This is a genomic window from Xanthomonas sp. NCPPB 3959 (genome assembly GCF_056675575.1).
On record NZ_JBWWVR010000002.1, the window covers coordinates 279,500 to 299,881 of the forward strand.

At 63.6% G+C, this 20,382-nt stretch carries 16 protein-coding genes; 9 read left to right on the forward strand and 7 right to left on the reverse strand.

The genetic code is table 11. The features are described from left to right. Positions 1-94: 94 nt before the first annotated feature. The 3 genes from AC1KVG_RS04200 to dinB form a co-directional block, all read right to left on the reverse strand. Complete coding sequence (locus tag AC1KVG_RS04200; protein ID WP_481093630.1) at positions 95-2,311, reverse strand: TonB-dependent siderophore receptor; 2,217 nt, start codon at positions 2,309-2,311, stop codon at positions 95-97. A gap of 232 nt (positions 2,312-2,543) precedes the next feature. After that, positions 2,544-3,194: a phosphoglycolate phosphatase gene (locus AC1KVG_RS04205; protein ID WP_481093584.1), complete on the reverse strand. Its 651-nt coding sequence runs from the start codon at positions 3,192-3,194 to the stop codon at positions 2,544-2,546. 170 nt (positions 3,195-3,364) lie between these two features. Continuing rightward, entirely contained in the window at positions 3,365-4,444 is a 1,080-nt protein-coding gene (dinB, locus tag AC1KVG_RS04210; protein WP_115039703.1) for a DNA polymerase IV, read from the reverse strand. A gap of 205 nt (positions 4,445-4,649) precedes the next feature. On the opposite strand from dinB, the gene fabA reads away from it, so the two are divergent. The 3 genes from fabA to AC1KVG_RS04225 all read left to right on the forward strand — a co-directional run bounded on the left by fabA (position 4,650) and on the right by AC1KVG_RS04225 (position 7,106). After that, a complete protein-coding gene (gene fabA, locus AC1KVG_RS04215) occupies positions 4,650-5,165 on the forward strand; it encodes a 3-hydroxyacyl-[acyl-carrier-protein] dehydratase FabA (RefSeq protein WP_006450453.1) in 516 nt (171 codons plus the stop codon). After that, positions 5,165-6,373 carry a beta-ketoacyl-ACP synthase I gene (gene fabB, locus AC1KVG_RS04220; RefSeq protein ID WP_104549312.1) on the forward strand — a complete coding sequence of 403 codons (1,209 nt, stop codon included), beginning with the start codon at positions 5,165-5,167 and terminating at the stop codon, positions 6,371-6,373. The genes fabA and fabB overlap by 1 nt, the downstream gene beginning before the upstream one ends. Positions 6,374-6,650: 277 nt before the next feature. Beyond that, on the forward strand, positions 6,651-7,106 hold the full coding sequence (locus tag AC1KVG_RS04225) for a GIY-YIG nuclease family protein (RefSeq protein ID WP_481093585.1): 456 nt from the start codon (positions 6,651-6,653) through the stop codon (positions 7,104-7,106). A 180-nt stretch (positions 7,107-7,286) separates the two neighbouring features. Here the strand turns inward: AC1KVG_RS04225 and AC1KVG_RS04230 are convergent, their stop codons facing one another. After that, entirely contained in the window at positions 7,287-9,311 is a 2,025-nt protein-coding gene (locus AC1KVG_RS04230; RefSeq protein ID WP_481093586.1) for a M3 family metallopeptidase, read from the reverse strand. Between the two features lie 115 nt (positions 9,312-9,426). Beyond that, positions 9,427-10,530 carry a PLP-dependent cysteine synthase family protein gene (locus AC1KVG_RS04235; RefSeq protein ID WP_115039700.1) on the reverse strand — a complete coding sequence of 368 codons (1,104 nt, stop codon included), beginning with the start codon at positions 10,528-10,530 and terminating at the stop codon, positions 9,427-9,429. 133 nt (positions 10,531-10,663) lie between these two features. Between AC1KVG_RS04235 and AC1KVG_RS04240 the strand changes: the two genes are divergently transcribed. The 6 genes from AC1KVG_RS04240 (at position 10,664) to AC1KVG_RS04265 (ending at position 18,116) form a co-directional block, all read left to right on the forward strand. Then, on the forward strand, positions 10,664-11,065 hold the full coding sequence (locus AC1KVG_RS04240) for a CopL family metal-binding regulatory protein (protein ID WP_268212814.1): 402 nt from the start codon (positions 10,664-10,666) through the stop codon (positions 11,063-11,065). An 82-nt stretch (positions 11,066-11,147) separates the two neighbouring features. Beyond that, complete coding sequence (locus tag AC1KVG_RS04245) at positions 11,148-12,983, forward strand: copper resistance system multicopper oxidase (protein WP_481093631.1); 1,836 nt, start codon at positions 11,148-11,150, stop codon at positions 12,981-12,983. 218 nt (positions 12,984-13,201) lie between these two features. Next, a complete protein-coding gene (locus tag AC1KVG_RS04250) occupies positions 13,202-14,281 on the forward strand; it encodes a copper resistance protein B (RefSeq protein WP_481093632.1) in 1,080 nt (359 codons plus the stop codon). A 233-nt stretch (positions 14,282-14,514) separates the two neighbouring features. Then, positions 14,515-15,039 carry a lactoylglutathione lyase gene (gene gloA / locus AC1KVG_RS04255; protein WP_481093587.1) on the forward strand — a complete coding sequence of 175 codons (525 nt, stop codon included), beginning with the start codon at positions 14,515-14,517 and terminating at the stop codon, positions 15,037-15,039. Between the two features lie 346 nt (positions 15,040-15,385). Continuing rightward, complete coding sequence (locus tag AC1KVG_RS04260) at positions 15,386-16,144, forward strand: hypothetical protein (RefSeq protein ID WP_104550615.1); 759 nt, start codon at positions 15,386-15,388, stop codon at positions 16,142-16,144. Positions 16,145-16,250: 106 nt separating this feature from the next. After that, entirely contained in the window at positions 16,251-18,116 is a 1,866-nt protein-coding gene (locus AC1KVG_RS04265; protein ID WP_481093588.1) for an XVIPCD domain-containing protein, read from the forward strand. Between the two features lie 135 nt (positions 18,117-18,251). On the opposite strand, the gene AC1KVG_RS04270 is transcribed toward AC1KVG_RS04265, so the two are convergent. Together AC1KVG_RS04270 and AC1KVG_RS04275 are read right to left on the reverse strand one after the other, a co-directional pair. Then, positions 18,252-19,409: a hypothetical protein gene (locus tag AC1KVG_RS04270; RefSeq protein ID WP_481093589.1), complete on the reverse strand. Its 1,158-nt coding sequence runs from the start codon at positions 19,407-19,409 to the stop codon at positions 18,252-18,254. A gap of 229 nt (positions 19,410-19,638) precedes the next feature. Then, positions 19,639-20,112, reverse strand: coding sequence for a hypothetical protein (locus AC1KVG_RS04275; RefSeq protein WP_481093590.1), 474 nt, complete (start codon positions 20,110-20,112; stop codon positions 19,639-19,641). Between the last annotated feature and the right edge of the window lie 270 nt (positions 20,113-20,382).

Consider the following 20,382-nt stretch of genomic DNA (forward strand, 5'->3'; position numbering starts at 1 on the left):
AAACCGGCGCACGCAAGCCGCCAACGATGATGTCGCATCACTGCATGCTCTCCTCATGCGCCGCGCACGTTTGTACGCGGCGCTGCATCGCCATTTAGAAGCCGAAACTCAAGCTCGCCCAATACGCGCGACCCGGTTCGTTGTAGGTGGCCGCACCCGCCGCACCGCCGGTGTTGTTGGTGCCTTCGCGGAACAGGCGCGTATCGAATAGGTTGTCCACGCCCATCCCCACGCTGATCTTGCGGGTGATGCGGTAACGCGCACTGATGCCCCACAGATCGTAGGGGTCGCGCGTATCAGCAGCGATGGCGCCGCCGCTGGTGCTCGATTGGGTGGCCGATTCCTGCTTGCCGTAGAAGGTGCCGGTGAGCAGCAGCGACAGCGCCTGGGTCGGTTGCCAATCCAGCGTGGTGTTGACCGTGTATTCCGGAATCACCGACAGCGGCTGATCGGTGGCGGTGTTCTTGTTCTCGATCATGTAGGTGACGTTGGTGTTCCACTTCAGCACGCGGCCCTGCTCGCCCAGCAGCGGCAGGGTGAGATTGCCCTCCACGCCCTGCACGATCGCTTCCGATGCGTTGGTCCACTGGAACACCTGCCCACGTCTGTCGACCGTGATACCGACCGGCGTCATACCGGCGACGATCTTGTCGTCGTAGGCGTTATGGAAGTACGTCAGCGAGGCGTGGTGGCCGGTTTGCGGTGCCCACTCGATGCCGATCTCCTTGTTGATGCTGGTCTCCGGATCGAGGTTGTCGTTGCCCTGGATGTAGCAGCCCGAGCCGAGATTGGGGAACAGCACCGGGCAGCCATTGCCGCGCGTGTAATACAGATAATTGGCGTTGGACTGATACAAGTTTGGCGCCTTGAACGCGCGCGCGATGCCGCCCTTGAGCAACCAGTCCTCGGTGAGTTTGTATTGCACGTTGAGGCTGGGGCTGAGGTTGTTGCCGAACTGGCTGTGGTGATCCAGCCGCAGGCCCGGCGTGAGCGTCAGCCGCTCGGTGGCGTAGATGTTGTCTTCCAGATAGACCGCGCTGAGCGTGGCTTCGCTGCGCGGACTGCGTGCGCCTGCGGCCAGACCGGGGAAGCCACCGCCGGCGGTGACGGCCTGCGACATCGAATAGGCATCGCTGAGGCGGCTCTGGCGGCGCTCGAAGCCCAGCGTGAGCACCTGTTCGGCCCAGGCCTGCAACGGCATGTTGAATTCGCCATCGATGTTGAGGTTATCGAGCGTGGCGGTGGAGTTGAGCAGACCGGCGGCGATGGAGCCTTCCGGCCCGCCGGCCAGGCCTTCGTTGAGGCGGGTGTTGTCGGTGCCTTCATAGGCAGCGGTGAGGCGCGAGGTGCCCAGCGCCCAGGTGCCGCGATGGGTCAGCGATGCGGTGCGGCGGATCATGGTATTGGTTTCGCTGCCGAACAAGGCGCTGAGATCCGCGCCGGCCAGGCCGTCGGCACTGACCGCGCGATCGCCCGCGTACAGATTGCCCTGGCGGCTGAAACCGGCATCGAGTTCGACCACCTGGCCTTCCATCGGATCCCAACGCAGCAGGCCGTTGATGTCCTTGTTGCGCACGCCCTCGCGCCCGGCCGGTGGCACTGCGGCAGCGTTGCTGGCGAAGCGGCGATTGAGATCCAGCGCATCCGGATCGGTTTTGTTGAGGTTGCCGTAGAGACGGAACGAGAACGTGTCGGACAGCGGGCCGCTGAGCTGGAATCCCGCGCGCTGGCCGCCGCCTTCGGCACTGTGCTGCGGCACAAGACCGAACACCGTCATCGAGCCGGTCAGATCGCCGGTCGGCTTTTTGGTGATGATGTTGACCACACCACCGGAGGCACCCGAGCCATAGCGTGCCGCAGCCGGACCACGCAGCACTTCGATGCGCTCCACCGCTTCGGCCGGCACCCAGTTGGTGTCGCCACGCGTATTGCGCTCGCCGCTGCGGCCCATGCGCACCGCATCGCGCGATCCCACCGGCTTGCCATCGACCAGAATCAGCGTGTTTTCCGGGCCCATACCGCGCAGATCGATCTGGCGGTTATTGCCGTACTGGCCAGAGGCACTGTTGCCGGTCAAATTGACGCCCGGCATGGTGCGCAGCAGCTGCGACAGGTCGTTGACCGGCGGGCGCCGCTCGATGTCTTCGGCCGTGATCACCGACGAACCCAACGCTTGCCGGGCGATCTGTGCGGCGGTGACGTGCACGGTGTCCAGCGACTGCGGATCGGCTGCTGTGTCTTCGGCAGATGCGCTGCAAATGCAGCTGCTACAACCGAGCGCAATGGCCAGCACCAGCTGACGGTGGGACAACACGGGACGGCGTGCAGGCACAGACATCCATGACCGGCGTGATGCGGACATTCTCAAACCTCTCGACAGGAGATAGACCTCTGGCGACGGCTTGAGGTGACACGGTGGGGGTGATGCGTGCAACGTGCACTGGGTACGTGCAAGGCGCTACAACGCAGTCAAGATTGTCCGCGCATTCTACACAGATGCGATTCATTCTCAAATGGTCGACCTGCGGTTGCGCTGCTGCGCGCTACTTCAACGCAAGCAGTTCGCGCATGTCATCGACAATGGCCACCGCGCCGGAGGTCTCTACATCGAACCCACGCAAATAGCCGTAGCGCACCATCGCCAACGGCATTGCAGCGGCAGTTGCGGCGGCCGCATCGGTGGCCGAATCGCCCACCATCAGGCACTGCTGCGGGGTGTGCCGGAACTGGTTGGCCAGGTGCAGCAGCGGCGCTGGATCGGGCTTGCGCTGCGGCAATGAATCGCCACCGAGCACCGTGCTGAAATGCGTCGCGATGCCCAGGTGCTCCAGCAGCGGCGCGATAAAGCGCGACGGCTTGTTGGTGCACAACGCCAGCGTGGCGCCGGCCTCGCGCAAGCCTGCAAGTGCCTCGGCAACACCGGGATACAGCTGCGGGTTGTGCAGCAGGCAGGCTGCGTAGTGCCGCATCATCACCGGCATTTCGGTATCGGCATCGTGCGTGCCGCCGGCTTCGCGCAAGGCGGTGGCAAGCAGCACGTGCACCCCTTCGCCGATCCAGCTGCGGATCGTCGCCTCGCTGAACTGCTGCAGCCCAAGTTCCTGCAAGGTGGCGTTGAGTGCTTCGGCGATATTCGGTGCGCTGTCCACCAGCGTGCCATCCAGGTCGAAAATCACCAGTGGATACGGATACATGCGGACTGCCTTGTGTAGGGGAGCGAGGCGCAGTGTACGAAGTGCAGGATTCAGAGCGTGTCACCGTGACGCGATGCGAAGTGTCGATGCTGTGTCGATGCAGACGCGGCTGCGGTCATCGTCGTATGCCATACGCTAAGGCGAAGCACTGCAGACATGACGCATCGCACTCACTGCGCCTGCGGCACCTCGCCGAACAACTCGCCCTGCACCGCCCCCTCTTCCGCATCGCTGAAACCACTCAAGCCCACACCGACCAGGCGATAGCGCGTGTCGGCAGGCAACTCCACGCGCCGGGTCAGCGCCAATGCAATCTCGGCCAGTGCCTCCAGTGAGGCCGGTGGCTGCTCCGGCGTGTACGAGCGGGTCAGAATGCGAAAGTTCGAGGTCTTCAATTTCAGCACCACGGTGCGCCCGATACGCTCGGTGCGCCGCGTGGCGAGCCAGGTTTTTTCGGCCAGGCGCAGGATGTGCGGATCCAGCGCCTCCAGCGCGATATCTTCGCTGAAGGTGTCTTCCGAGGACACCGACTGCACCTCCTGATCCGGCTCGACCGGACGCTCGTCGATGCCACGCGCGCGGCGATACAGGCTCTGCCCGAAGCTGCCGAAATGCGCCTGCAATTCTTCCAGGGGACGCAGCCGCAGATCGCTGACGGTGACGATACCCAACGCCGCCAGCTTGCCATCCATCACCTTGCCCACGCCGGGAATACGATTGACCGGCAGCGGCAGCAGGAACGCATCCACACGACTGGGCGCGATGACGAACTGCCCGTCGGGCTTGCGCCAGTCCGAAGCGATCTTGGCCAGGAATTTGTTCGGCGCGATGCCGGCCGATGCAGTGAGCTGGGTTTCCTCGCGGATCTGGGTGCGGATCAGTTGCGCGATTTCGGTGGCCAGTTGCATGCCGGTCTTGGCTTGCGTGACATCCAGATAGGCTTCGTCCAGCGACAACGGCTCGACCAGATCGGTATGCCGATGGAAGATCTCGCGCACCTGCCGCGACACCGCCTTGTAACGCGCAAAATCCGGCGGCACGAACACCGCATCCGGGCATAGACGCTCGGCACGCATCGCCGGCATGGCCGAACGAATACCGAAGGTACGCGCCTCATACGAGGCTGCGCACACCACCGAGCGCGCACCGCGCCAGGCCACCACCACCGGCTTGCCGCGCAGCGATGGATCGTCACGTTGCTCCACGGACGCGTAGAACGCATCCATGTCCACGTGCACGATCTTGCGCATCAAGCTGGCGTCTCTCCAAAAGCGTCAGCACATGATAAATCAGCCGCGTCTCACGCCTTGATCCGGCCTGCACAGACCGCTTGCCGCACCGCGCAACCGGTTAAACACAGCACGCATGCGTACGGATAAAACGTTTGATTGAACCGCGCGCCCTCATGCACGCTTGCCGGCTTCGCCTTATCGCTTCTTGCAGGAAACGTTCGTCATGACTCGTCAAAGTGCGTACTCGCGTGACCAATTGCTGGCCAGCGCGCGTGGGGAATTGTTCGGACCCGACAGTGCCCGCCTGCCCAACGACCCGATGCTGATGTTCGACCGCATCACCGAGATCAACGACACCGGCGGCGCACACGGCAAGGGCGTGATCCGCGCAGAACTCGATGTCCGCCCGGACCTGTGGTTCTTCGGCTGCCACTTCATCGGCGACCCGGTGATGCCCGGCTGCCTGGGCCTGGATGCGATGTGGCAGCTGACCGGCTTCTTCCTCACCTGGATCGGCGCGCCGGGTCGCGGCCGCGCGCTGGGTTGCGGCGAGGTCAAGTTCACCGGCCAGGTGCTGCCGAGCGCCACCCTGGTGAGCTACGAGATCGATGTCAGCCGCGTGATCAACCGCAAGCTGGTGATGGCGCAGACCGATGCGCGCATGCTGGTGGACGGGCGCGAGATCTACACTGCCAAAGACCTGCGCGTAGGCATGTTCACTTCAACGGAGAATTTCTGATGCGCCGTGTCGTCGTCACCGGAATGGGCATCAATTCGTGTCTGGGCAATGATCTGGACACCGTCTCCACTGCACTGCGCGAGAGCCGCTCGGGCATCACCGCATTGCCCGATCACGCCGAAGCCGGCCTGCGCAGCCAGGTGGGCGGCGCGGTGGCGCTGGACCTGGACAGCCTGATCGACCGCAAGCTCAAGCGCTTCATGGGCGATGCCTCGGCGTATGCCTATCTGGCGATGCGCGATGCGATCGCCGATGCCGGGCTGGATGCCGAACAGGTCAGCGCATTGCGTACCGGCGTGATCGCCGGCTCCGGTGGCGGTTCCAGCCAGTGGCAGGTGGAAACTGCCGATCTGCTGCGCAACCGTGGCGTGCGCAAGGTGGGCCCATACATGGTGCCGCGCACGATGTGTTCCGCAGTGTCTGCATCGTTGGCCACCGCGTTCAAGATTCGCGGCCTGAGCTACTCGCTATCGGCAGCGTGTGCGACCTCGGCGCATTGCATTGGCGCGGCTGCGGATCTGATCCGGCATGGCGCGCAGGATGTGATGTTCGCCGGCGGCGGTGAAGAATTGCACTGGACCATGAGCGTGATGTTCGATGCGATGGGCGCGTTGTCGACCGGCTTCAACGATCGTCCTGCGGTCGCCTCGCGCCCGTACGATGCGCAGCGCGATGGCTTCGTCATCGGTAGCGGCGGCGGCATGCTGGTGCTGGAAGACTACGACCACGCCATCGCGCGCGGCGCACGCATCCATGCCGAACTGCTCGGCTATGGCGTGACCTCCGATGGCGCGGACATGGTCGCGCCCAGCGGCGAAGGCGCGGTGCGCTGCATGCACATGGCCATGCAAGGCCTCAGCCAGCCGATCGATTATCTCAACACCCACGGCACCTCCACCCCACTGGGCGATGTCACCGAACTGGGCGCGGTGCGCGAAGTATTCGGCGACAACGTACCGCCGTTGTCCTCGACCAAGGCGCTGTCCGGCCATTCGTTGGGCGCGGCCAGCGTGCACGAGGCGATCTACAGCCTGCTGATGCTGCGCGATGGCTTCATGGCCGGCTCGGCGCATATCGATGAGCTCGACCCGCGCGCGGAAGGCTTCCCGATCCTGCGTGAAACGCGTGCCGCAACGTTGAACACGGTGATGTCCAACAGCTTCGGCTTCGGCGGTACCAACGGGGCATTGGTGTTCGGCCGGGTGTGACGATTGATGGCGTGACGGAAGCCGAACAGGAGCGAGTGACCTGTTCGGCATCTGCACGGCACGCATCGGCAAGCAGTCGGCGGCATGCCGGGCCGATACTTGCGCCAGTAGGCACACGCACTCTGATCGGCCCAGACACGGCCGCGCTAATGCGCATCCCAATACGTATCGAGCGAGATCGCCGCGTCTTTGCTAGCCTGCAATTGCACTATGCCAACATCGCAATGGTCGCGCTCGGGTTGGCCCATGGTGCATGGCGAAGATGGAGGTAGCGAAGATGGCTGACACGCGCTCTCCGGTGAGATCGGAATTCGCGGCGCTTGAGCATGCCGACTGGGATAGCTTGTTTCATGGCCCATCGGTGGTTTACCTGCTGGCGCATGCGCGGCGGGAGGCGTTTTACATCGACGTGGCAAGTGGTCTGGGCGCAATCAGCGACACGCGCCGGCGTATCATCGTGCAGCAGGAAGCCAGCTTGCCCAGGGAGCGCGTGATGCCGCTGCTGCTGGTGTGGTTCGAGGCCTGCACCGATCTGGCAGCTGCCCAGGCCCGCGCCACGCAACTTCGCGCCTGGCCGCATGCCTGGCGGCGGCAGTTGGTGGAGACGCTCAACCCTGCCTGGATCGAACTGGATGCCTACGCCTTGGGATTTCCTGGCGCACTGGCGCAGGTGGGCGAACGCCATGCCCAGTGCCGCGACTTGCAGAATCCTGAGGATGGAGAAGGCACCTGAGCGAGCGGGTGCCGGGTCCTGCAGCACGATGGGACGCGCTCGAACTCAAGGACACACGATGTCCAGTGCACTGCTTCGATCAGCTTTTTGCGCTCGCCGAAGCGTCGCTTCCGAATGCGTTGCACTGCAGCGGAGACGACGCTTTAGAAAAGCAGGGAGACCTGACTAAAAAAGCTGCGATCAGCCCGCCATGCCGTTATGCCGCAACAGCGCATCGATGCTCGGCGCACGCCCACGAAAGGCACGGAAATTGTCGGCCGCACTACGACTGCCGCCACGCGACAAGACTTCGTGCCGGAAGCGCGCGCCGGTATCGGCAACCTGATCGGGTGCTTCTTCGAAGGCGGCGTAGGCATCGGCGCTGAGCACTTCGGCCCATTTGTAGCTGTAGTAACCGGCCGCATAACCGCCGGCGAAGATGTGGCTGAACTGATGCGGGAAACGATTCCACGCCGGCGGACGATTGACTGCCACTTCGTCGCGCACACGCTCGATCAGCTGCAATACGCTGTCCTGCAGCGGGTCGAAGCTGCTGTGCAGCTGCATGTCGAACAGCGCAAATTCCAGCTGGCGCACGGTGAACATGCCGCTCTGGAAATTGCGTGCGGCCAGCAGCCTATCGAACAGATTGCGCGGCAACGGCTCGCCGGTGCGCACATGCGCGGTCATCGCCTGCACGCGCTCCCATTCCCAGCAGAAGTTCTCCATGAACTGGCTCGGCAGTTCCACCGCATCCCACTCCACGCCGTTGATGCCGGCCACACCCAGCTCGCCGATGCGCGTGAGCAACTGGTGCAGGCCGTGGCCCATTTCATGGAACAGCGTGGTGACTTCGCCATGCCGTAACGTGGCCGGCGTATCGCCACTGCCGCGGCCGAAGTTGCACACCAGATACACCAGCGGGGTCTGCACGCCGTTGGCGGTGTCGCGGCGATTGCGGCAATCGTCCATCCACGCCCCGCCGCGCTTGCCTTCGCGTGCGTACAGATCCAGATAGAACTGCCCGACCAGCTCGCCCTGTGCATCTTCCAACCGATAGAAACGCACATCCTCATGCCAGACCGGCGCGCTATCGGGCTTGACGGTGAGCCCGTACAGGCTGTGGATGACATCGAACAGGCCGGCCAGCACTTTCGGCTCGGTGAAATACTGCTTCACTTCCTGCTCGGAGAAGCTGTAGCGCGCCTGCTTGAGCTTTTCGCTGACGTAGGCCAGGTCCCAGGCCTGGAGTTCGTCCAGGCCAAGTTCGTCGCGCGCAAAGGCTTCGAGCTCGGCACGGTCGCGTTGCGCATACGGCTTGGCGCGCACTGCCAGATCGCGCAGGAAGCCCATCACTTCGTCCGGGCTTTGCGCCATCTTGGTGGCAACCGAATACTCCGCATAACTGGCAAAACCGAGCAGCTGCGCCAGCTCGGCGCGCAAGGCGAGAATGCGATCGATATTGGCGCTATTGTCCAGCGCAGCATCGCCGAATTCGGAGGCGCGCTCGGCATTGGCGCGATACAACCGCGCGCGCAGTTCGCGATGGTCCGCATCGGTTTGCACCGGCAGATAGCACGGCATCTGCAAGGTGAGTTTCCAGCCTGGCACGCCGTCTTTTTCGGCAGCAGCGCGCGCGGCGGCGACCACTTCGACCGGCAGGCCGGACAGCTCGCTTTCGTCTTCGCTCACGTACGACCATGCATCGGTGGCATCGAGCACGTTCTGCGAAAACTTGGCGGCCAACGCAGACAACTCTTCCTGCACTTGCGCAAAGCGCGCCTTGGACGCGTCATCCAGCTCGGCACCGCCGAGGCGGAAATCGCGCAGCGCGTTTTCCAGCACCTTGCGACGTGCCGCGTCGTAGTGCGCCGCTTCCGGTGATTCCGCGAGCGCCTTGTATTGCGCGTACAACGCCAGGTTCTGCGCCAGCGCGCTGCCGAAGCGGCTTAACTTGGGCAGATTGCTGTTGTAGGCCTCGCGCAGTTCCGGCGTATTGACCACCGCCTGCAAATGGCCCACCTGCCCCCACGCGCGCCACAGCCGCTCGGTGGCGTCGTCCAGCGGCACCACGAAGCTGTCCCAGCTGACCGGGCTGACCTGCTCGGCCGTTTTCACCGCAGCCTCGGCATCGGCCAGCAGGCGATCGATTGCCGGGCCCACGTGTTCGGGGCGGATCGCATCGAAGGACGGCAGTCCTGACAGGTCGAGCAGCGGGTTGGTCATGGAGCGCTCCGGCGGTGGACTGGATGACGGGTGACTGGATCAAGAATCAACAAGAATGGCTAGCAAAACGTCGCGAGGCGCAGCAGTGTTGATGGCAGCTTCTAGGATATGGCGGTCATTCCAGCGCCGCACAAGGCAACGTGGGCAAGTCACCGCCGCTGACGGCGATGGCAATGGCCGCATCGCTGTCGGTGACGTCGATGGTGTGCGCCACGTACCAGGCCGGGTCGTAATAGCTGTGCGCATAACGCTCGCCGGCATCGCAGAGGATGGTGACGATGGAGCCGGTGCGGCCTGCCTCGCGCATGCGCTGGGCGGCCTGCAGCACACCGACGAAATTGGTGCCGGTGGAACCGCCGACGCGGCGGCCGAGCGTGGCGCTGACGTGGCGCATCGCCGCCAGGCTCAAGGCATCGGGCACCTTGATCATCATGTCCACGCAGCTGGCGATGAAGCTGGACTCCACCCGCGGGCGGCCGATGCCCTCGATGCGCGAGCCGCCGGTGATGGCCAGCTCCTTGGGGCACTGCCCGTCCACCGCGCGACAATAACCGTCGAAGAACACCGACACCTCCGGGTCCACGCACAGGATGCGGGTTGCGTGGCGCCGGTAGCGCACGTAACGGCCCAACGTGGCGCTGGTGCCGCCGGTGCCGGGGCTGCACACGATCCACTCGGGAATCGGGTGCGGTTCGTCGGCCAGCTGCTTGAAGATCGACTCGGCGATGTTGTTGTTGGCGCGCCAGTCGGTGGCGCGCTCGGCGTAGGTGAACTGGTCCATGAAGTGCCCGCCGGTCTCGCGCGCGAGCTGGTGCGAGGCGCTGTCCAGATCGCAGGCGCGCTCCACCAGATGGCAGCGGCCGCCCTGGAATTGAATCGCGGCGATCTTTTCGGGCGAGGTCGAGGCCGGCATCACCGCGATGAAGGGCACACCCAGCAAGCGTGCGAAATACGCTTCGGAAATCGCAGTCGAGCCACTTGAGGCCTCGATCACCGGCCGCCCCGCACGCAGCCAGCCGTTGGTCAGCGCGTACAGAAACAACGAGCGCGCCAGCCGATGCTTGAGGCTGCCGGTTGGGTGGCTGGACTCGTCCTTGAAATACAGGTCGATGCCCGGATAGCCCGGCAGGTCCATCGGAATCAGGTGGGTGTCGGCCGAACGGTTGAAATCGGCTTCGATCTTCTGGATGGCGGCGGCCACCCACTGGCGCTGCGACATGGCAGGACTGTGCGGCGAAGGAAGCCCCAATTCTACCGCTGCCAGGCGCGCAGCCACGGCCGGCGGGTCATCGGGCGGACAGCTGGGAGCCGATGCTATGCTCATCGCACCTGTTCGCCTGCCCTGACCGCCTGTGCTGCGTTGCCTGCTCCGCCTGCTGCTGTGCCTGTGCCTGGTTGCCAATACGGCCACCGGCGCGTGGGCGTCGGTGGGCATGGCGATGCCGGCGATGGCCTCGGGTGCGATGGCACCGGCTGCGTCAGCTGCGCAGGCTTCCATGCCGGCCGCAATGCCTTGCCATGCCGACATGCAGCCGACTGCCGCCGTGCCTACCCACGACAACGCCAAGCACGCGCACGCAGCCGATTGCTGCAAGCTGGGCAGCTGCGACTGCCTGCAGCACTGCAGCCTCGCCTTGCTGACCCTGCCTGCGGTGCCCGCAGGCCTGCTCGGTCACTCGGCGTTGCCGGCCAACCTGGCCGAAGGACGCAGCAGCCCGGTGCCCGAGCAACCGGTTCGACCTCCCATCGCCTGAGCGCTGACGGCCTTGGCCGTCATCGGGCCCGCGTGCTTACTGCGCGGGGTTTCTAAGCGATGCGATGCGCCCACCCTCCTCGGTGGGCCGCAGCGGAGATGTCATGTCTTTCGATCCCAATTCTTTCGATCCACCCTCCAACGGCAGCCTGAGCCGACGCCGCTTCGTGCAGGGCATCGCCCTGGGCGGTGTTGCCGCCACCACCGCCCTGTGGCGCAGCGATGCGCGTGCGTCCAACCCGGTGAACACGCCGGTCCTGCGCGGCAGCAGCCAATCGCTGCAGATCGGCTGCATGCCGGTCAACCTCACCGGGCGCGCGCGCACCGCCATCACCGTCAACCAGAGCCTGCCTGCGCCCACGCTGCGCTGGCGCGAGGGCGACACGGTGAGCGTGCGCGTACGCAACGCGCTGCCCGACCAGCCTACCTCGGTGCATTGGCACGGCCTGTTGCTGCCGGCCAACATGGATGGCGTGCCGGGGATGAGCTTTGACGGCATCGCGCCGGGCCAGGAATATCACTACCGCTTCGCGCTGCGCCAATCCGGCACTTACTGGTACCACAGCCATTCGATGTTTCAGGAGCAAGCCGGCTTGTACGGCGCCATCGTCATCGACCCGCTGACACCGCCGCCGTATCGGCATGATCGCGAGCATGTGGTGCTGCTCTCGGACTGGACCGATCTGGAGCCGGCCGCGCTGTTCCGGCGGCTCAAGCAGATGCCCAGCCACGACAATTACGCACAGCGCACCGTGGGCGATTTCCTGCGCGATGCGCGCGAAGACGGCATGCGCGCAACGCTGGCCGATCGCGGCATGTGGGGGCGCATGCGCATGACCCCCACCGACCTGTCCGACGTCAACGCCAATACCTACACCTACCTGCTCAACGGCGTCGCGCCGGCCGGCAACTGGACAGGGGTGTTCACCCCCGGCGAGAAGGTACTGTTGCGTTTCATCAACGGCTCGTCGATGACCTATTTCGATATCCGCATCCCCGGCCTGCGCATGACCGTGGTGGCCGCCGATGGCCAGTACGTGCACCCGGTGAGCGTGGACGAGCTGCGCATTGCTGCTGCAGAAACCTTCGACGTGATTGTCGAACCCATCGGCCAGGATGCGTTTACGTTGTTCGCGCAGGACATGGGTCGCACCGGATTCGCCTGCGGCACGCTGGCGGTGCGGCATGGCTTGCAGGCGCCGATTCCTGCACTGGATCCGCGCGCAATCCTGACCATGCAGGATATGGGACATGGCGATGGCATGGCGCATGCAGATCACGCCATGCATGGCGGTGATGCGACGCAGGGCGATCCACACGCAGCGCACGCGATGGCAATGCCGATGCCGGCAACGCACATACATGGGCATGCGAACCAGACTGCGCAGAACAAAGTACCTCACCACCCCGCCAGCGAAGACGGCAACCCGCTGATCGACATGCGCAGCAATGCCACCGCACCGCGCCTGGACGACCCTGGCGTTGGCCTGCGCGACAACGGCCGCCGCGTGCTGTGCTACGCCGACCTGCACAGCGTGTTCGACGATCCGGATGGACGCGAGCCCGGGCGCGAGATCGAGCTGCATCTCACCGGGCATATGGAAAAATTCGCCTGGTCGTTCGATGGCGTCGGCTTTGCTTCGGCAGAGCCCTTGCGGCTGCAGTACGGCGAGCGGCTGCGCATCGTGCTGGTCAACGACACCATGATGCAGCATCCCATCCACCTGCACGGCATGTGGAGCGACCTGGAAGACGCCGACGGCAATTTCCAGGTACGCAAGCACACCATCGACATGCCACCCGGCACCCGCCGCACATACCGCGTGCGCGCCGATGCGCTGGGCCGCTGGGCCTACCATTGCCATCTGCTGTACCACATGGAAGCGGGCATGATGCGCGAAGTGCGGGTGGAGGCATGAGCGCGCCTCGTACGCAAGACGTGGTGCTGCTCGCACTGCTGCTGAGCGCATCGGCTACTGCACAGGAGCATGTGCCTGAGGCGATGGATTCATCCGCGCATGCCGATGGCACGCATGCAATGCAGATGACCGACCACGCAACGGCTGCCCAGCCGCAGACGTCCACCGCGACAAAGGCATCGCCGCCATCTGCGCAGGAGACCGCAGATGCCATGCAGATGGATCACGCGCATCTGCAGCACACCAGCGCCGCGTCGCCACCGGCGAACGCTGCCGACAGCACGCCTGCGCAACGCCCGGTGCAAGCCGACGTTTCGGCATCGCCGACATCGATGCATAACGCAGGCATGCAGCACGCCGACGTCAAGCATGCCGCACACCAGGCCTCTACGAATCCACAACCGGGTCACAGCCAGCAGCCCCAGGCAGACATGGACCACGGGGCAATGGACCATGCGTCGATGGAACACGCCCCGATGCAACATGGAACAGCGCAGCATGGGCCGATGGATCACACCAACATGCAGCACGCGCTGCACACCGAAGCGGCGACCCAAACGCCGGCATCGCCCACCACCAGCGCACTGCCGCGCGAGCCTATTCCCGAGCCCACCGCCGAGGAGATTGCTGCGGCATTTGCACCTCTGCAGCACCATGCGATGCACGCGGCAGGCATCAATCACTACGTGTTGCTCGATCGACTGGAAGCGTCCAATACCAACCGCGGCAGTGGTCAGGATTGGGAAGCACGCGCCTGGATCGGCGGCGACATCGACCGGCTCTGGCTGCGCAGCGAAGGCGAGCGGCAGGACGGGCGCACGCAGGACGCATCGTTGGAGGCGTTCTACGGTCACGCCATCTCGCCATGGTGGGATGTACTGGTTGGCGCACGTCAGGACATCGGCGCGGGCGCGCGTCGCAGCTGGGCCGCGTTCGGCGTGCAGGGACTGGCACCCTACAAGTTCGAGACCGAAGCCACGCTCTACATCGGCAGCGGCGGCCGTGCCGCACTGCGACTGGAAGGCGAGTACGAGGTGCTGCTGACCAACCGGCTGATCCTGCAACCACGCGTGGAAGCCAGCATCGCGCTGACCGACGATGACCGGCGCGACATCGACAGCGGATTGGAACAGGCCGAGTTCGGCCTACGGCTGCGCTACGAAATCACCCGCCGCTTCGCGCCGTACATCGGCTGGGTACACAGCCGTAGCTTCGGCGATACCGCCCGAGGCGCCACGATCGAAGACGAACCGGCGCGCGACAGCCGCTTCGTTGCCGGCTTGCGCATCTGGTTCTGAGACGGCAGCTGTGCGTGCATGGACCTGATCGTTCGGGTCCATGCAACACCCTCTAAGAGGGCAAGGAAGTCTGCTTACAGCGATCACCTAAAGAACAGCCGCGATGAGCGAAAGAAGCATAACGGCCAGATCACCGATTTCTCGCATTGCAGACATACCGACAACCATTGCCTCGCTACTATCGGCATCCACCGCAGACAGACCTGCTCCCCCATTCCATCGAGGAGACCGCAATGCCTTTGACCGACCTGCAACACGTTCCCGGCGCCAGCGCCGCACCTGCCGACACCGGCGGCTTCGTGTTCAACCACACCATGCTGCGCATCAAGGATGCCGGGCGTTCGCTGGATTTCTACACCCGCGTGCTCGGCTTCCGCCTGCTGGATGCACGCGATTTCGCCGATGCGAAATTCAGCCTGTACTTTCTCGCCTTGTTGCCGGAAGGCACCGCAATCCCCGAAGAAGATACCGACCGTCGTCTGTGGATGGCCGGCATTCCCGGCGTACTGGAACTCACCCACAACCACGGCACCGAAACCCAGGACGGCCCGGTCTACCACGACGGCAACAGCGAGCCGCGCGGCTTCGGCCACATCTGCATCTCGGTGCCCGACATCCACGCCGCCTGCGCCCGCTTCGACGCCCTCGGCGTGCCGTACCAGAAGCGCCTGGAAGATGGCCGCATGAAGCACCTGGCCTTCATCAAGGACCCGGACGGCTATTGGGTGGAGATTATCTCCAATACGCCGCTGGCCTAAGCACGCGGGCCACCCGGCAACTCTGACGTTTCAGCAGATGGGTAAGGCAACAACGGGGATGCGGACGTGAAAACGCCTCCCGTCCCCTGCCCGGAGGCTCTACGCCCAGCAGGAAGCCGGCACCGCCAGGTGCGGCGTGACGACTGGACACATCGCCGGGCTGGAGTAGACTTTCGCCGCCCTCCGCAATGGATGCACATTGATGCTCGCCAGGAAGATCCCACTGATCCTTGCGTTAGCGCTGCTCGCCGCCTGCAAACCGGAGCCACCGGATGCCGCGGCTTCGAAGACGCCAACCCCCACGGCCAGTACTGCCACTAAACCTTCAGACAAGGACGCTTCTCCCATGCAGGATGCAACCCAGGGTTCAACCCAACAGATCCAGCCGCCCCGTCCGGACAGCGTGCTGTATTTCATCAGCAACGTGGACGGCGACGGCGCGACGTCTTACGAGGTCGCCAATGGCAGCTGGATCAATTACTGGTATGGCTTCCAGTTCGAACTCGGTGGTACGCGTTATTACACCGGCTTTGCCTGGGAAACGCCCGAGCTCTATGGCGCCGAGCGTGAGAATCACTCTGCTGCGCCGGGTACCAAGGTGACCTTGGCCCACGCCACCTTTGTGACCAGCGAACCGGGGAGTAAATCGCCCTGGAAGCTTCTTGGCGCAGAGCCGTACATCGGCGAATTCGGCGGAATGGAACAAGGCAACACCGTCGACACGACGCGCAAGGCAGAGAACGTTGTCACTGACGACGGCCGGCTGGTCCTGGCCGTGCCCACATGGAGCCTGCAGTCGGGCGTACGGATCCTTTCCTACGATGCATTCGTGTTCAACCCGAAGGAAACCGATGACGTCAACGACAAGCATTGGACCTATATCGGCAATATCCCGGCGGGGCAGGACAACAGTGCAAATTGTGGCGAGGATGCGCCCGGGAAGATTGCCTGCGTCAAGAACAGCAGCACGCTTGCGTTCGTTAAGCAGCCCGGCCTGCCCGCGCTGCGGGTGAGCGTTTCTGCAGACCCGCCGACCAGCGGGGGTGACGAAACGCTTGAATACCGCTACGATGCGGCCCAGAAATCGTACTTGCCGACCCCTTAATACAGGACCAAAGGAATTGGTTCGGGCGGCGTACCGCTGCAGCCGCGTGGCTGCAGCACTCAATCAAGGACCTTGAGCGATGCCGACGAATTACTCACGAGCCCAAGTGCTCGACATCATCGAACGTGAAGCGACCGAGCGGAATATTCCGCGTGACGACTTCCTGCGTTTTGCCCACGTAGAGACTGGCGGTGCCTTCGACGAGTTGGCCAGCCGCGGAGCCGGTGGCGCGAAGGGGCTCTTTCAGTTCACTCCCCCGACTGCCGCGCAATACGGCATCGCTGGGCGCGAGTTGGACGCTGTGGTCAACACCGACGCAGCCGCGCGGTTGTATCTGGATAACAGGACGAGTCTGGTTGACCGGCACGAACGCGATGGCCGGCCTTACCTCTCGGGCAAACCTGCGCCGGACGGCCTGGACATGTACTTGGCCCATCAGCAGGGCGCCGGTGGCTACCGCTCTCTTCAGACTGCGATCGCCACGGGATCTTTTGGTCTGGAAAGCACACGCGCCAACATCATCAACAATGTCGGCGAGAAAGAGCTGAAGTCACTGACGGGTGTCGATTCGGCGACGTTCCGCAGTATGTCCGACAAGGATATGGCGCAGACGTTCGTGCAGTACTGGGATACGAAGATGGACCGTATCCGTATCCCTGAAAAAGGCATCGAGCCCATTTCGGCCACGCAGCAGACACCGTCGTCGCAGGCTGCGCCATCGCAGTCCGCGCCTGCCCAGCCGGAGAAGGCTGCAGCGCAGGGCATCGCGCTCCACGCCGCCTATGACCTCACCAACAAATACGACCACGTCAAGTACGGCCTGGGCGCGAAAGATCCGGACAAAGGCAAGGTCGATTGCTCTGGCTGGGTGGTCGAGATGCAGAACGCGACCATGGATGAGATCAACAAGGGCGCCGGCAAGGCTGTCTTCACCAAGGACGAAAAGTTCAGCCCTGGTTTCGACAGTGCATCCGAACTGCTGCGCAAGGCCGAGCAGCGCTCTGGTGTGCTGATCCAAGGCAAAGACGTCACTGCCCAGACCCTCAAAGAGGGCATGATCATTGGTGAGGACAATGGTCCCCAGAGCTGGGACAAGGGGCGCTACAAGGGCATCGACCACATCACCATGGTGGTGCGCGACCCCAAGGATGGCGAACTCAAGATCAGCCAATCGCGTGGTGGCGAGGGTGTCGAACTCAGCTCGTTGGATTCTTACCTTGAGCGCAAGCACGCCAAGGGGGTCAAGCTTTACGCCAGCGACCCGCTGTCTGAGGCGCGCGACCTGCTGCAGGACCGCAGCCAGGACAAGCAGCAGTCCCACGCAGCCACAGAGCACACACCCAGCCAGGCACGCGCCGCCGCTGATGCGCCGGGTGTCCTGCGCGAAAATGCACGTGGCACCGAAGTTCATGCCTTGCAGCAGACGTTGCAACAGCTGGGCTACAAGGACGCTGGCGGCAATGAACTCAAGGCCGACGGCGCATATGGCCAACGGACGAGTGACGCGGTCAAGGCATTCCAGCGTGCACACGGGCTGCAGGACGATGGCGTGGTTGGCCGCGACACGCTCACTGCACTGAAGCAGGCAGAAAAAACGCCGCTGCTTTCGGAGAAAACCAACCCCGACCACCCGCTGTTCAACCAGGCCGTCAGCAAGCTGGAACAGCTGGGTCCGAACGCATTCGCCAACCGGCAGCAGCTGGTGAACGCTGCCGGCCACATGACCTTCGAAGCAAAGGTCAGCGGCCTGCAGCGCATCGACATGGTGGCGCAAAGCAAGGATGGCAACGGGTTGTTTGCCGTACAGGGTCAGCCACATGACCCGGCACACCAGCGGATCTACACGGACAAGGCGGTAGCTGCAGAACGTCCGTTGGAGCAAAGCAGCAATGCTGTGCGACAGGAAGCGCCGCAGCCGCAGGTTCAAGATCAGCACGAGCAGCAACGCAACCAGCCGCGCAGCGTAGTTTGATAGATCTGCAATCCAGAACAGAAGGGGCACTGATCGATAGATCAGTGCCCCTTCTGTTCTTAGTGATGTATTTACCGTGATTTTTTGTCAGATCACATCAGGCGCTGGATATCCGGCGTCGAACGATCTGACAATTCAATTGGATGCCGCAACAGCTTCCCTGTCGGGGAACCACTGCGGCAAACGCTCGGCTAATTTCGCCGCACACTCGTCGCTATAGGCTTGCGCAGCGGCTTTGACCAATGCGTAATCGTTGGCTTCCCATTCCTCGATCGACGCAGTGCGAGGAGTGGGCTGGCAACCCAAGCTATACGGACTGGCTTTGCGCTTCAGGAACCCGCTTGACTCACCACCGATGCTGACTTGGTAGCGTAGTTCGTACGGGGATTTATCGTCGCTCAGGCTCTGGTAGACCAGCCGCCATTCGGACATGAGCACCTGCAATGGAAACGAATCAATCGGCATTGCGCCGGGCTTTGCGGTGAAATAGCGCTTCAACTGCGCGTTGATTGCCTCGCGCTGTATCGCGTACCCAGGGTTGCCGATATTTTCTATCGACTCACCTTTCAACTGGCGTTTGTCAAAGGTGAATCCACCAACCCTGCCGAAGATCGCAGCAGCCATCAAATTTCCAACAACCTGCCCAGCGATGACCGCGCCGGTATGACTACGACGGATCACGTGCAACATCTCATCACCGGCCGGCTGACCATTGGAGCTGACGACCATGCGCGCCTGTAATGGCAGCAGCAGGGCCCAGTCCGCAGAAAGCGATAGCGCAGCCGCTGCATCCCCACCGGCGATGGTCGCAGGCAGATCTTCTGCCACCACCACTACCGTCCCTGCCTCAGCAGCAACCGCATAGGCGGTTGCGGTTGAAAAATCCCCGCCCGCAAATGCAGGGACGACCGCGATGGCTTCGGCAACACGCGCAGCCGTACAGAACGCGCTGGAAGCACGCATCTGTACTTCATGAAATTCGATGCCGTTGATCTGATGCACGACCGCATCCTGGCCGTACTGCGCCACCAGTTTGGCAACAATGGCCTCCTGCTCGACCGGCTGCTGGCCGCAGACCTTGGCCGCGGCGATGCGCGACCAAGCGAACTGCAGCGCAGGATCCCACCCCATCGCGTCTTCGCCCACAAACCCGTGGTCGTAGTGGTAGGCGTAGATGGCCGGGTCGATTTCTTGCAAGGTCATCCCGCCCACACCCGCATAACCGGGCGGAACATCGCCAGCCATCGCAACGCCGCTCAGTGCCGAGATCGCCACCGCAATCAATGCTTTCATAGATTCCTTCCACTGGAAATGGCGTCGCATTGCGTGTCCCCCACGCAATGCGACAAGACACTGTCAGACCGCGCGGACAGCGGCCAATAGCACAGTGCTCGGTCCATCAGACAACGATCCGCAGTCGGCTTGAACGCTCAGTTGCGAACATAGTGTGGGCGCATCACGCGCACTTGGCAGTCGGGGCGGTCCCCACATCTGTAGGGACCGCCCCGGAAGTGGCGGTTATCTATGCATGCAACAGTCCGCCAGTACTGCGCTGCCACTCGCGCGGCGGGCGCAGTGCGGCAAGCGTGTGGACCAACTCGCGATAGCTGTGGGCCAATTGCGCGAACAGGCTGGCATCGCTGCAACGCGTGTCGGCCACATCGGAATAGGCGCCGCGCCCCAGGTCGATGAAGTAGTCCACGCTGAGCCGGCGACGTTGCGCCACGCCGGGAAACAGCCCGGCAATCAGCAGACAGCCATCGCCCACATCGCGTAGCAGATCGGCACGCACACTGCCCATCTGTTCCTGCGCATGCAACCACGCCAATGCCTGCGTGCGCGAAAGCAGATGCGCATCGCGCTGGAAGCGCAGCAACACGAACACCAGATAATGCTCGCGCGATTCGTCCAGCGGCCGCGCGATGCGCTGCCCTGCCTCACGTACCAACGCCTGCCACAACTCGGCCGGCGCGCCCTGTTTGAAAGACTCGTGCATACGTCCTCCTGCGTGGTGGGACCCTCGCCAAGACAGAAGCATATTCCGGGCCAAACGGTTGGCAGTGCCGGGTGTCGAGCGCTAATGCAACCCGTGCCGACGAGCGCAGATGGCGGCATGGTGCGTGGCCACATGCCAGCGGCATCGAAGCCGCATGTCCATCGCAACGGCCGGGTGGATCCGAGACACCTCACTGTGTCGATGCCTCGGCATGTCGACGAAAGCGCGCAACAGCACGACTTGTCCGAAAAAGTGACCTGGCTCGCGCAG